The following is an 11,554-nucleotide window of genomic DNA, read 5'->3' as shown; positions in this document are numbered from 1 at the left end:
CGCTAGTATAGCGACCGACCGCACGGGCCTTCCGTGCCTGGGGAAATGGAGGATGGATCCACGCCTGCCTGCGGCTTCTGCCAGCGTCCCTGCGGGGGTCGTGCCCCTGCCGCACGGCCGCCTGGATTTCGACCAGGTCGCCGCGGCACTGGTCGCCGATGGTCTGGTCGCCGCCGCCGATCTGGAGCGCATCCGCTTCTCCGCCCCGGGCGCACGCAATGCCAGCGAGGTCCATCCGCTGGTGCTGCTGGCCAACCTGAAGCTGGGCGCCAGCGCCGGCGGTGAGCTCGGCCTGGAGCGCCTGAGCGAGTGGCTGGCCCAACGCGCGGGTGTGCGCTACCTGCGGGTAGACCCGACCCGGGTCGACGTCTCGGCAGTCACCGCCCTGGTGTCCCATGCCTATGCCCGCCGCCACCGCTTCCTGCCGCTGGCGGTGGACAGCGAGCGCGTGCTGGTCGCCACCAGCGAGCCGCTGGCCCAGGAATGGTTGCGCGACCTGCAACACCTGAGCCGCCGCCGGATCGAGCTGGCGATGGTGAACCCGCTCGATCTGCACCGCTACACCATGGAGTTCTACGGGGTGACGCGCTCGGTGCGCGGCGCCCGTGGCGATGTCCGCGGCGAGACCAGCAGCACCCTGCCCAGCTTCGAGCAGCTGGTGGAACTGGGCCGCGCCGGCGACGTCAACGCCGACGACCAGCACATCGTGCACATCGTGGATTGGCTGCTGCAGTACGCCTACGAGCAGCGCGCCTCGGACATTCATCTGGAGCCACGCCGCGACATGGGCCGCATGCGCTTCCGCATCGATGGCGTGCTGCACAAGGTGTTCGAGGTGCCGCCGGCGGTGATGACCGCCGTGGTCAGCCGGATCAAGGTGCTGGGCCGGATGGACCTGGCCGAGCGCCGGCGCCCGCAGGACGGCCGCATCAAGACCCGCTCTCCGGGCGGGCGCGAAGTGGAAATGCGCCTGTCGACCATGCCCACCGCGTTTGGCGAAAAGTGCGTGATGCGCATCTTCGACCCGGATGCCGCCTTCAAGAGCATCGACCAGCTCGGCTTCAGCCCGCAGGAAGCGGCCGGCTGGACCGCCCTGGTCGAGCGCCCGCACGGCATCGTGCTGGTCACTGGGCCGACCGGCTCGGGCAAGACCACCACCCTGTATTCCACGCTGAAGCGGCTGGCCACCCCGGACGTGAATGTCTGCACGGTGGAAGACCCGATCGAAATGATCGCACCGGAGTTCAACCAGATGCAGGTGCAGACCAACATCGACCTGGATTTCGCCAGCGGCGTGCGCACCCTGCTGCGGCAGGACCCGGACATCATCATGATCGGCGAGATCCGCGACTTGGAGACCGCGCAGATGGCGGTCCAGGCCTCGCTCACCGGCCACCTGGTGCTGTCCACCCTGCACACCAACGATGCGCCCTCGGCGATCACCCGTCTGCTCGATCTGGGCGTGCCGCATTACCTGCTCGCCTCCACCCTCAACGGGGTGCTGGCCCAGCGGCTGGTGCGCACCCTGTGCAGCAGTTGCAAGGTGCCGACGGTGCTCTCGGCCGAGCAATGGGCGGTGCTGACTGATGCCGATGCGGCATTACCTGAGGCGCCCACGCCATATGCACCGGTCGGCTGCATCGACTGCCGACGCACCGGTTTCCTGGGCCGCGTGGGCCTGTATGAGTTGCTGCCATTGGGTTCCAGCCTGCGCCGACACATCCGCGCGGACATGGATCTGGCCGCCTTCAACCGTGCCGCACGTGCTGAAGGGGTACGAACCCTGCGTCGCGCGGGGCTTGAAAAGGTAGCGGCAGGGCTGACTACAATCGAGGAAGTCCTCTCGGTCCTGCCTCCCCCGGATGAATTCCGCCCCATTCCTGATTCTTGAAACCGGCCAACCCGTCGCCTCGCTGCGCCGTTACGGGCGGTTTTCGCACTGGATCCGGGTCGCGGCCGGGCTGGACGCCGACGAGACCGTGGTGGTCGATGTCGAGCAGGGCGGCACCCTGCCCAGCCACCGCGATTTTGCCGGGGTGATCGTCAGCGGTTCGGCCGCCTACGTCACCGACCGCGCCGAGTGGAGCGAACGCAGCGCGCAGTGGCTGCGCGCTGCCGCCCACGACGACCGGCCGGTGTTCGGCATCTGCTATGGCCACCAGCTGCTCGCCCACGCGCTGGGCGGCGAAGTGGCCTACAACCCGGCCGGCCGGGAGTCCGGCACGATCGAGCTGGCGCTGGATCCTTCGGCGGTGGACGATCCGCTGTTCGGCGGCCTGCCGGCGCGCTTCCCGGCCCATGCCACCCACCTGCAGACCGTGCTGCGCGCGCCCGAGGGCGCGGCGATCCTGGCACGCTCGGCGCAGGACAACTGCCACGCCTTCCGCTGGGGCGCACATGCCTGGGGCGTGCAGTTCCATCCGGAGTTCGCCACCCACCACATGCGCGGCTACGTCCGCGCCCGCGCCGAGTGCATCCGCCAGCACGGCGGTTGCGCGCGCAGTGTCGCCCGCGACGTCAGCGCCGCCCCGCTGGCCCGCCAGCTGCTGCGCCGTTTCGTCCGCCAGGCACGCAACGCCTGAGGGCTGCACCGGCATGCCCCCGGACGCAACGCAGCGTCCGCGCCGCGCAGGGCGGCCTTCAGGTCACGCGCCGGGAAAACAGGGATAATCGACCGCAATCGGGCGTTCGCGCCTTCTCCCCTGTCCCGGAATGTTATGAGCGAGATTCGCAAGCTGCCGGCCTCCGCCGGCGCGGAATGGCTGGTGTCGGGTTTCACCCTGCTGCGCAAGGCGCCGTTGGCGCTGGGCCTGCTCGGCGTGATCTGGGCCGTGGCCGCGTTGCTGGTGATGTCGCTGGCGATGGTCAGCCCGGCGCTGAGTACCCTGGCGCAGCTGTTGATGGCGCTGGCCGGCCCGCTGTTCTTCGGCGGCCTGGTGTGGGCCGTGCGCGAAGTCGACCAGGGTCGCGTGGCGCAGCCTGCGCACCTGCTGCAGGGCCTGCAGGAAGGCCGCGCCTTGAACCTGCTCGCCTCGCTGCTGCCGCAGCTGGTGGCCGGCCTGTTCCTGGGCGTGTTGTTGCTGGTGCTGATCGGCAGCAGTGGCCTGCAGCACCTGAGCGAGGTGATGGTGCAGCTCAACGCGATCAGCCAGTCCGGCGCGCAGCCGGACCCGGCGCAGATCGAAGAGCTGATGGCGAGCCTGCCGGCGATGCGCATCCTGCTCTGGCTGGCACTGGTGGTGGTCACCTTCCTGGCCATGGCGCTGGCGCTGTTCACCCTGCCGCCGCAGGTGATGTTCGAGCACCGCAACGGCCTACAGGCGATGCGACTGAGCCTGCGCGCCTGCCTGCACAACGTGCTGGCGATGCTGGTGTTCTTCCTGCTCGCCTTCGTGGCGGTGTTTGCGATCTATTTCGGCGTGATGCTGGTGGCCCTGATCGCGCAGCTGATCGGCGGCACGATGCTCGCGCTGTTCGTTGCGCAGCTGCTGCTGATGGGCGTGGTGATGCCGGTCTTCGCCGGTGCCATCTACACGGCGTGGAAGCAGATGTTCGGCCAGCAGGGGCCGCAGACCCCGCCGCCGATGCCGGGCCCGAACAACGTGTTCGCCGCCTGATCAACGAAAACCCCGGCCGAGGCCGGGGTTTTTGTTTGTGCCTTACTCCGGCTGCTCTTTCCCGCCCGGGCGCGGCACCAGCCAGCGCGCGGCGTGGATGCCCAGTTCGTAAAGCAGGCACATCGGAATGGCCAGCATCAGCTGCGAGACCACGTCCGGCGGCGTCAGCACCGCGGCCAGCACGAAGATGCCGACGATCGCATAGCCGCGGCCTTCCTTGAACTGCTGCGGCGTGATCCAGCCCAGCAGCACCAGGATCACCATCGCCACCGGCAGCTCGAAGCTGGTGCCGAAGGCGAAGAAGATCGCCAGCACGAAATCCAGGTACGCCGTCGCATCCGGTGTGATCGCAATCACCTCCGGGCGGAACGTGGTGAGGAAGTGGAACACCGCCGGCAACACCAAGAAGTACGCGAACGCGCAGCCCAGATAGAACAGCAGTACCGACGAGGCCAGCAACGGTACGGCCAGGCGTTTTTCGCGGGCATACAGGCCCGGCGCCACGAACGACCACAGCTGGAACAGCAGCCACGGCACGGCGATGAACACCGCCACGAAGAAGGTCAGTTTCAACGGCGCGAAGAACGCGCCGGCCGGATTGGTCGCGATCATCGTCTGCCCGTTCGGCAGCTGCGAGATCAGCGGTTCGGCGATCATCGTGTAGATCTGCCGCGAGAACGGCATCAACCCCAGCAGCACCACGCCCAGGCCGATCAACGCGCGCACCAGGCGCGCACGCAGCTCGATCAGGTGTTCGACCAGCGAACTCTCGTTGCTTTCATGCTCGCTCATCGCGGTGCCTCGTCGTTCGGCGGCGTGGGCACAGGCGTAAGCGGCGCGGTGTCAGTCGACGGCGGCAGGGCCGCCGGCGGATCTGCACGCGGTGCGCTGCCATCGATGCCCGGCGGCGCCATCGCATCGCGCGGCGGCTCGGCCTCCTCGGGGGCCACCACATGCTGGGCCACGCTGGCCGGGGAACCTGGTGCGGGGCCGGTCATCACCGGTTCGTCGTCCGCAGCCGCGGCGACGTCATCGCCCTGCCGTGCCACGTCCTGGCGCATCTGCTCGGCCTCGCGGCGCACCGCTTCGCCACTGGCGCGCAGCTGCGACTCGGTATCGCGCATCGAGGTTTTCACATCATCGAACTGCCGCTTGATCTCTTCGGCGTGCAGTTCACGCTCGAGCTCCTGCTTCACCGAATCCCACTGGTTGCGGGCACGGCGCACCCACAGCCCGGCAAAGCGGGCCGCCTTGGGCAGCCGCTCGGGGCCGAGGACGACCAAGGCCACCACCGCGATGACCAGCAGTTCACTGAAACCGATATCGAACACGCCAAGCCGCCCGGATCAGCGCGGGTCGCGGTCGTGCTCGGTCTGCGACGTCGTCGTCGAGTCCTGCGGACGCGAACTGTCGCTGAGCTGCGCGTTCGGCTTGTCCTCGTCGCGCATGCCCTTCTTGAATTCCTTGACGGCGCTGCCAAGGTCCTTGGCGCCGCTGGTCAGTTTCTTGGTGCCGAACACCAGCAGAACGATGACCAGCACGACCAACCAATGCCAGATGCTGAAACTGCCCATGACTCGCTCGCGTTACGTAGTGATCAGACGGTTGAGCATAGCGCACCGGCGGTAAGCCGGCGCGCGTGACAAAAGTCAGTTGCCGTCCAGCGATTCGGTACGGACTTCACCGTCGCCAACCGGCTGGAAGCCCTGCTGCGGGGCCGGTTGCGCCGGCACGGACTGCAGCGGGGCCGTGGTCGCGCCAGCAGGGGCCGGGGCAGGTGCCTGTTCAGGTCGAACCGGTACGGCGGCGGCGCGCGGCGCAGCGGCCGGCGCTGGGGCATTGCCCGCAGTGCCGCGCTTCTCGCGGGCGGTATAGGTGGCTTCCTCCAGGCGATCACGGAAGGCGACCACGTCCACCGAAGGCGGCTCGCCGACACGGCCTTCGAACACCATGCGCGGCGTGGTGTTGCTGCCGTAGGCGTCCAGGTTGGCGGCATCGTCGATCTGCAGCACGGCGCCATCCAGCGCCACACCGGCGAACAGGCCACGGGCGCGCGACCAGGACCAGATCTCAGCCTTCAGCTGGCCATCGGTGGCGGCGGCGGCGTTGCGACCGACCGGTCCGGCGGCGACGCCGGCATCGGCGCCCAGGGTGAACTTGCCGTTGACGAGATTGTCCAGGCTGCGGTCGTTGCGGAACACCAGCACTACATCGGAGGACTGCACGCCGGCCTGGAAGCCGATGCTGCCGCCGGTGAGCTTCACGAACACCGGGTTGGACCAGCTGCCATCGGGCGTCTTGACGGACATCAAGCCGTGGCCGCGACGGCCGCCGATCACCAGGCCGGCCTTGATGGTGTCGGGAATGACGATGACCGCGCGGCCTTCGTCGAGCAGCTTGTCGGGAATCCCCTGCTCGGGGATGTCCTGGATTTCATTCAGGACGCGCACGGCATTGCGGGCGCGCTGGTCCTCCTGTGGCCCGGCCATGGCCTGGGTCGACAGCAGGCTGGCGGAGATCAGCAGAACAAGGCTGAGGCGGCGCATGGGTGGGCTCCAGAAAGTCGATTCATACAAGATAGCGGCAGGTACGACCGGGGTCGATACGCTTCTCGACGTTAGAAGGCCGGCGATGAATCGGCAATGAGTATTCCTGGCTATCGATATGCACGCTGGATCGCGTTCATCATCCAAATCCATCCCGCCAATCGCGCAGACCTGCGAGAATGGCGGCATGCTCGACGCACCCGACACCGCCGTGCTGGCGGTCAATCTAGGCACGCCCGAGACGCCAACCGCCCCGGCGGTGCGTCGCTACCTGGCTGAGTTCCTCAGCGACCCGCGCGTGGTCGCGATTCCGCCGCTGTTCTGGAAACCCTTGCTGTACGGGCTGATCCTGCCGCTGCGCAGCGGTCGTTCGGCGGCCAAGTACGCCCAGGTCTGGCTGCCGGAGGGCTCCCCGCTGATGGTCTACACGCGGCGCTTGGCCGAGGCCATGCAGGGCCTGATGCCCGATCTGCGGGTGCGCCATGCGATGCGCTACGGCACTCCCGCGCTGCCGGCCGAGCTGGACCGGCTGGCCGCCGAGGGCATGAAGCGGATCGTGGTGTTGCCGCTGTATCCGCAGTATTCCACGACCACCACCGCCTCTATCGAGGACCAGGTGCGCGAATGGCAGCCCAGACACCCAGGGGTCACCGTCACCCTGGTGCGCGATTACGCGGTCGATCCGGACTGGGTCGCCGCCGTCGCCGGCAGCATCCGCCAGTGGTGGGAGCAGCATGGCCGCGGCGAGAAGCTGGTGTTTTCCTTCCACGGCATTCCGCAGCGCCTGGCCGACGCCGGCGATCCGTATCCGCAGCGCTGCGAGGCCAGCGCACACGCGATCGCCCAAGCGCTGGAACTGCCCGACGATGCCTGGCAGCTGACCTACCAGTCCCGCTTCGGCCGAGAGAAGTGGCTGCAGCCCTACGCCGAACCCACCCTGTGGGCGATGGCCGAAAACGGCGTGCGCAGCATGGACGTGGTCTGCCCCGGCTTTGCCACTGACTGCCTGGAAACGCTGGAAGAAGTCGCGATGGGCTTTACCGAGACCGTGGCCGAGCGCGGCGCCACGATGCGCTATATTCCCTGCCTCAACGACGCGCAGGCGCATGCACTGGCGCTGTCGCGGCTGAGCATCGCGGCGCTGGCATGACCCTGCAGCCGTTCTCGCTGGCGGTCGCCGGCACTACCGTGGCCGGCCTGCGTTCTGGTGCTGCAGGGGGCACCCGCGTGTTGGCGCTGCACGGCTGGCTCGACAACGCGGCCAGCTTCGTGCCGCTGGCCGCGCAGCTGCCGGATCTGGAGTTGGTGGCGATCGATCTGCCCGGCCACGGCCACAGCGCGCATCTGCCGCCGGGCACGCAATACAACACGCCCGGTGCAATCTGCCACGTACTCGATGTCGCGGATGCACTGGGCTGGGACCGCTTCGTGCTGCTCGGGCATTCGATGGGTGCCGGCATCGCCAGCCTCACCGCAGCAGCTGCCCCGGAACGGGTAGAGCGCTTGGTCGCGATCGAGGCACTCGGCGGCCTGCGCGGTCCGGAGAATGAGACGGCGCAGCGCCTGCGCGAACACGTGCGCGCCGCACGTGCCCTGCCCACCCGCAAGCTGCGTGTGTTTCCCGATCTGGCCGCCCCGATCCGCGCCCGCATGATGGCCAACCAGCTCAGCGAGCCCTGTGCGCGCCTGCTGGTCGAGCGCGGCGTCAAATCTGTTGAAGGCGGTTACAGCTGGTGCAGCGATCAGCGCCTGATGCTGCCCACCGCGATGCGCCTCAGCGAGGCGCAGATCGACGACCTGCTCGCCGCGATCGAATGCCCGACCCAGGTGATCTACGCCACCCCCGCACAGTCGTACTACCCCGAGCCGCTGCGCAGCGAACGCATCGGCCTGCTGCGTGACGGGCAGCTGGCGGTGTTCCCGGGCACGCATCATCTGCACATGGAGCATCCAGACGTGGTGGGCGAGGTAATCCGCCGCTTCCTGGCCGAATGACGCCCCTCGCGTAGGCGCATGTGAGGCGCCAGCACGCGACGGTCCGGCGCGTGCTGCTGGAGCAGAGTGTGGTGACCGGCCGATGTCACGCCGCTCAACTTTTCCATTTCCGGGCCGATACCAAGGACGCAGCCCGCCATGCGCGGTCTGCACTGCCGCTTGCTCCGCTGTTGCGAAGCCGCGTATCCATCAGGGCTTCCAGGGAAGGTCGTAAGCAATGTCGGATTGGCCGCGCCATCGCCCACCGGGCCGCGCCATGCCGGTGGCACCTGCCGCCATGGCACGCATGCATCCTCTTGCACGCGCACCGGCTCTGCGCCCACACCCCTCTCATCCCGCTGCCACGCCCACCGCATTGCCGGTGTCTGGGGTGGCATCCGCCTGTGCGTCTGCGCGCGACGGATTCCCTGCTTTCTACTGATCCTGGAGTCGCTATGTCCGCCATTTCCCACGCCCCGCCCCGTCCGCCGGATCACGTGCTGCGCTCCGCGCTCCGCACCGATACGGTGTGTCTGCTTGCTGCAGGTGTGTTGTTGCTGGTCTCGTTGATCATCGCGGTATGGCAACGACAGCCATGGTCCGTGCTGCCACTCGCGATCGGGGCGGCGCTGCTGTGGGTGCTGGCGACGCGAACCCGACGACAGGCATTGGCGCTGCTCCGCGCTGAAGAACGCGCCACCTTGGCCGTTGCCGAGCTCACCCAGCGCCGCCAGACCGAGGATGTCGTCCACCAGCACGACAGCCAGGTCCGCCAGGCCCTGGACGTCTCGCGCACCGCGATGATGATCGCCGACAACGATCACGTGATCCGCTACGTCAACCAGTCCGTGGTGACCCTGCTGCGCAACCAGCAGGCCAGCCTGCGCGAGGCCTTTCCGGACTTCGATGCCGAGCGTCTGGTCGGCAGCAGCATCCATCGTTTCCATGCCAATCCGGACCGCATCCGCGCCATCCTCAATACCTTGATGGCCACCCACCATGGCCGCGTCCGGATCGGCCCGGTGCACTTCGCCCAGGTGGTGACGCCGGTCTTCGATGCGCAGGGGCAGCGCCAGGGCTTCGCGGTGGAGTGGCATGACCGCACCCATGAGCTGCTGTTGGAGAACGCGGTGGCGGGCATCGTCGACGCCGCCAGCAAGGGCGATCTCGATCGCCGTCTGCAGGCCACCGATGGCGGCGCCAGCTTCCTCAATGGCCTGACCGGCGGCATCAACCAACTGCTGGACAGCGTGGGCGGCACGGTCGGGGAAATCCGCCGGATGCTGTCGGCGCTGGCCGACGGGGATCTGGATCAGCGCATGCAGGGCGATTTCCATGGCTCGTTCGAGGCCATGCAGCGCGACGCCAACGCAACGGCGGAGCAGCTGACCGCGATGGTGGAGCGCATCAAGCAGTGCACCGGCTCCATCTCGCTGGCGGCCAGTGAGATCGCCAGCGGCAACGATGACCTGTCCGAACGCACCGAGCGCCAGGCCGCGCACCTGGAAGAGACCGCGGCCTCGATGGAGGAGCTGACCTCCACGGTGCGCCAGAATGCCGAACACGCACGTCAGGCCAGCTCACTGGCCCACGGTGCGCACGACGTCGCCACGCGCGGCAGCCAGGTGGTCAGCCAGGTGGTAACGACCATGGATGGGATCCAGACTGCATCGCGCCGGATCGGCGACATCACCCGCGTGATCGACGGCATCGCCTTCCAGACCAATATTCTTGCCCTCAACGCCGCCGTGGAAGCCGCACGCGCGGGTGAGCAGGGTCGCGGCTTTGCGGTGGTCGCCAGCGAAGTGCGCATTCTCGCCCAGCGCTCGGCAGATGCGGCCAAGGAGATCAAGAACCTGATCGACGCCTCCGTGGTGCAGGTCGCCGAGGGCGCGCGTCTGGTGCAGGACGCCGGGCAGACCATGGGTGAGATCGTCAGCAGCGTGGCCAGCGTCAGCGGGATCATGGCCGAGATTTCATCGGCCTCGCAGGAACAGGCCGCGGGCATCGATCAGGTCAACCAGACCGTGGCGCAGATGGACGATGCCACCCAGCAGAATGCAGCGCTCGTTGAGGAAGCCAGCGCCGCCGCACGCTTGTTGGAAGCGCAGGCGGCCGACCTCACCCAGGCGGTGGCCGTGTTCCGTCACCAGGCCCACCCCGTGCGCCACTCCGCGCTGGCGTGATCCTCAGCCCAGCGTGCGCTGCGGCGTGCGCTGCAGCCAGGCGGCGATGTTCTCGACCGCCTGGCCGAAATAGTCCCGGTAATTGCGCTCGGTGACGTAGCCCAGATGGGGCGTCGCCAAGACGTTGGGTAATGTGCGCAGCGGATGCCCTGCCGGGAGGGGTTCGATGTCGAAGACATCCAGGCCAACACCGGCGATGCGCTTTTCAGTCACGGCATCGATCAACGCCTGCCGATCAACGAGACCGGCCCGCGCGGTATTGATCAGGCACGCGTGCGTCGGCAGACAGGCCAGCGTGTCGGCATCCACGATTCCGCGGCTGCGTTCGCCCAGGACCAGATGCAGCGAGACCACGTCACTGCCGGCGAACAGCGCCTGCTTGGACGTGGCCAATTGCACCCCCGCCGCCGCCGCACGGGCGGCATCGAGATTCGGACTCCATGCACTGACATGCATCCCGAACGCCTGGCCGATCTGCGCTACGCGTTGACCGATCTTGCCCAGCCCCAGCAGTCCCAACCGCGCACCATGCAGGTCACGGCCGACCGTCTGCTGCCACGGTCCATCGCTGCGTAGCGCGTTGACCTCCGGCACCAGTTGACGCATCAGGCCGAGGATCAGCGCCCAGGTCATCTCCACGGCAGGCTCGGGATGGCTGTCGGTGCCGCAGACGATGATCCCCTGTGCTTTCGCTGCCGCGACATCGACCGCCGCATTGCGCATGCCGCTGGTGATCAGCAGGCGGAGACGGGGCAAGCGGGCCAACAGAGCCGCGGTGATGGGTGTGCGTTCGCGCATGACCACCAGGATGTCGGCATCGCCGAGCGCGGCTACCAGTGCATCGCCGGTGTGTGGCGTCGTCAGCGTGCGTACCTGCACCGCCTCGCCGAGCGCGTTCCAGTCGGCATACGCCATCGCGGCGTTCTGGTAGTCGTCGAGAATCACGCAGTTCAGCGCCATGGGGGGTCGTCCATCGTCATCAGCAGCCGTGACGATACGCCCGTGCAGTGGCGCGCTCTACGGACAGACACGACACCTCGCGGCGTGTCGGGCACGCGTTGGACACGCACTTGATCGCGGACATAAAGAAAACCCCGCTGCGTGAGCAGCGGGGTTTTCCGGTAAAAACCCTGGCGATGACCTACTCTCGCATGGCTTAGGCCACACTACCATCGGCGCAGCTGCGTTTCACTTCCGAGTTCGGGATGGGATCGGGTGGTTCCACAGCGCT

The 11,554-nt window shown here is 67.8% G+C and carries 11 protein-coding genes and 1 rRNA gene; 6 read left to right on the top strand and 6 right to left on the bottom strand.

What is annotated here, in order from left to right; translation table 11 throughout:
• Positions 1–52: 52 nt before the first annotated feature.
• The 3 genes from ABE464_RS17810 to ABE464_RS17800 all read left to right on the top strand — a co-directional run bounded on the left by ABE464_RS17810 (position 53) and on the right by ABE464_RS17800 (position 3,617).
• Positions 53–1,891, top strand: coding sequence for an ATPase, T2SS/T4P/T4SS family (locus ABE464_RS17810; RefSeq protein ID WP_346473012.1), 1,839 nt, complete (start codon positions 53–55; stop codon positions 1,889–1,891).
• Positions 1,863–2,582 carry a glutamine amidotransferase gene (locus tag ABE464_RS17805; RefSeq protein ID WP_313211932.1) on the top strand — a complete coding sequence of 240 codons (720 nt, stop codon included), beginning with the start codon at positions 1,863–1,865 and terminating at the stop codon, positions 2,580–2,582. The genes ABE464_RS17810 and ABE464_RS17805 overlap by 29 nt, the downstream gene beginning before the upstream one ends.
• Before the next feature lie 135 nt (positions 2,583–2,717).
• Positions 2,718–3,617 (top strand): BPSS1780 family membrane protein, encoded by a 900-nt coding sequence (locus ABE464_RS17800; RefSeq protein WP_313219253.1) that lies wholly within the window; start codon positions 2,718–2,720, stop codon positions 3,615–3,617.
• Between the two features lie 42 nt (positions 3,618–3,659).
• Here the strand turns inward: ABE464_RS17800 and tatC are convergent, their stop codons facing one another.
• The 4 genes from tatC to ABE464_RS17780 form a co-directional block, all read right to left on the bottom strand.
• Positions 3,660–4,409 carry a twin-arginine translocase subunit TatC gene (gene tatC, locus ABE464_RS17795; protein ID WP_102788725.1) on the bottom strand — a complete coding sequence of 250 codons (750 nt, stop codon included), beginning with the start codon at positions 4,407–4,409 and terminating at the stop codon, positions 3,660–3,662.
• Positions 4,406–4,948, bottom strand: a complete 543-nt coding sequence (tatB, locus tag ABE464_RS17790) for a Sec-independent protein translocase protein TatB (RefSeq protein WP_313211934.1) — start codon at positions 4,946–4,948, stop codon at positions 4,406–4,408. Before tatB ends, tatC begins: the two co-directional genes overlap by 4 nt.
• A gap of 15 nt (positions 4,949–4,963) precedes the next feature.
• Positions 4,964–5,191 (bottom strand): Sec-independent protein translocase subunit TatA, encoded by a 228-nt coding sequence (gene tatA, locus ABE464_RS17785; protein WP_019185586.1) that lies wholly within the window; start codon positions 5,189–5,191, stop codon positions 4,964–4,966.
• 75 nt (positions 5,192–5,266) lie between these two features.
• Positions 5,267–6,163, bottom strand: a complete 897-nt coding sequence (locus ABE464_RS17780) for a YSC84-related protein (protein WP_313211935.1) — start codon at positions 6,161–6,163, stop codon at positions 5,267–5,269.
• A 187-nt stretch (positions 6,164–6,350) separates the two neighbouring features.
• Between ABE464_RS17780 and hemH the strand changes: the two genes are divergently transcribed.
• The 3 genes from hemH (at position 6,351) to ABE464_RS17765 (ending at position 10,323) form a co-directional block, all read left to right on the top strand.
• Positions 6,351–7,313 (top strand): ferrochelatase, encoded by a 963-nt coding sequence (hemH, locus tag ABE464_RS17775; protein ID WP_102788728.1) that lies wholly within the window; start codon positions 6,351–6,353, stop codon positions 7,311–7,313.
• Entirely contained in the window at positions 7,310–8,158 is an 849-nt protein-coding gene (locus ABE464_RS17770; RefSeq protein WP_102788729.1) for an alpha/beta hydrolase, read from the top strand. The genes hemH and ABE464_RS17770 overlap by 4 nt, the downstream gene beginning before the upstream one ends.
• A 434-nt stretch (positions 8,159–8,592) precedes the next feature.
• Positions 8,593–10,323 (top strand): methyl-accepting chemotaxis protein, encoded by a 1,731-nt coding sequence (locus ABE464_RS17765; protein WP_346473011.1) that lies wholly within the window; start codon positions 8,593–8,595, stop codon positions 10,321–10,323.
• A gap of 3 nt (positions 10,324–10,326) precedes the next feature.
• Here the strand turns inward: ABE464_RS17765 and ABE464_RS17760 are convergent, their stop codons facing one another.
• On the bottom strand, positions 10,327–11,283 hold the full coding sequence (locus tag ABE464_RS17760) for a D-2-hydroxyacid dehydrogenase family protein (protein ID WP_070470104.1): 957 nt from the start codon (positions 11,281–11,283) through the stop codon (positions 10,327–10,329).
• A 168-nt stretch (positions 11,284–11,451) separates the two neighbouring features.
• Positions 11,452–11,554, bottom strand: a 5S ribosomal RNA gene (rrf, locus tag ABE464_RS17755); the annotation flags it as partial.

It is taken from the genome of Stenotrophomonas sp. TWI587, from assembly GCF_039674145.1.
GTDB classification, from domain to species: domain Bacteria; phylum Pseudomonadota; class Gammaproteobacteria; order Xanthomonadales; family Xanthomonadaceae; genus Stenotrophomonas; species Stenotrophomonas maltophilia_AY.
The sequence above is the reverse complement of the archived record's forward strand: the minus strand, read 5'-3'. Positions and strand labels throughout refer to the sequence as shown.

Coding starts and splice junctions, on each gene's coding strand:
- hemH (WP_102788728.1), top strand. CDS start 6,351: ATGCTCGACGCACCCGACACCGCCGTGCTGGCGGTCAATCTAGGCACG.
- ABE464_RS17800 (WP_313219253.1), top strand. CDS start 2,718: ATGAGCGAGATTCGCAAGCTGCCGGCCTCCGCCGGCGCGGAATGGCTG.
- ABE464_RS17780 (WP_313211935.1), bottom strand. CDS start 6,163: ATGCGCCGCCTCAGCCTTGTTCTGCTGATCTCCGCCAGCCTGCTGTCG.
- ABE464_RS17760 (WP_070470104.1), bottom strand. CDS start 11,283: ATGGCGCTGAACTGCGTGATTCTCGACGACTACCAGAACGCCGCGATG.
- ABE464_RS17765 (WP_346473011.1), top strand. CDS start 8,593: ATGTCCGCCATTTCCCACGCCCCGCCCCGTCCGCCGGATCACGTGCTG.
- tatC (WP_102788725.1), bottom strand. CDS start 4,409: ATGAGCGAGCATGAAAGCAACGAGAGTTCGCTGGTCGAACACCTGATC.
- ABE464_RS17805 (WP_313211932.1), top strand. CDS start 1,863: ATGAATTCCGCCCCATTCCTGATTCTTGAAACCGGCCAACCCGTCGCC.
- tatA (WP_019185586.1), bottom strand. CDS start 5,191: ATGGGCAGTTTCAGCATCTGGCATTGGTTGGTCGTGCTGGTCATCGTT.
- ABE464_RS17770 (WP_102788729.1), top strand. CDS start 7,310: ATGACCCTGCAGCCGTTCTCGCTGGCGGTCGCCGGCACTACCGTGGCC.
- ABE464_RS17810 (WP_346473012.1), top strand. CDS start 53: ATGGATCCACGCCTGCCTGCGGCTTCTGCCAGCGTCCCTGCGGGGGTC.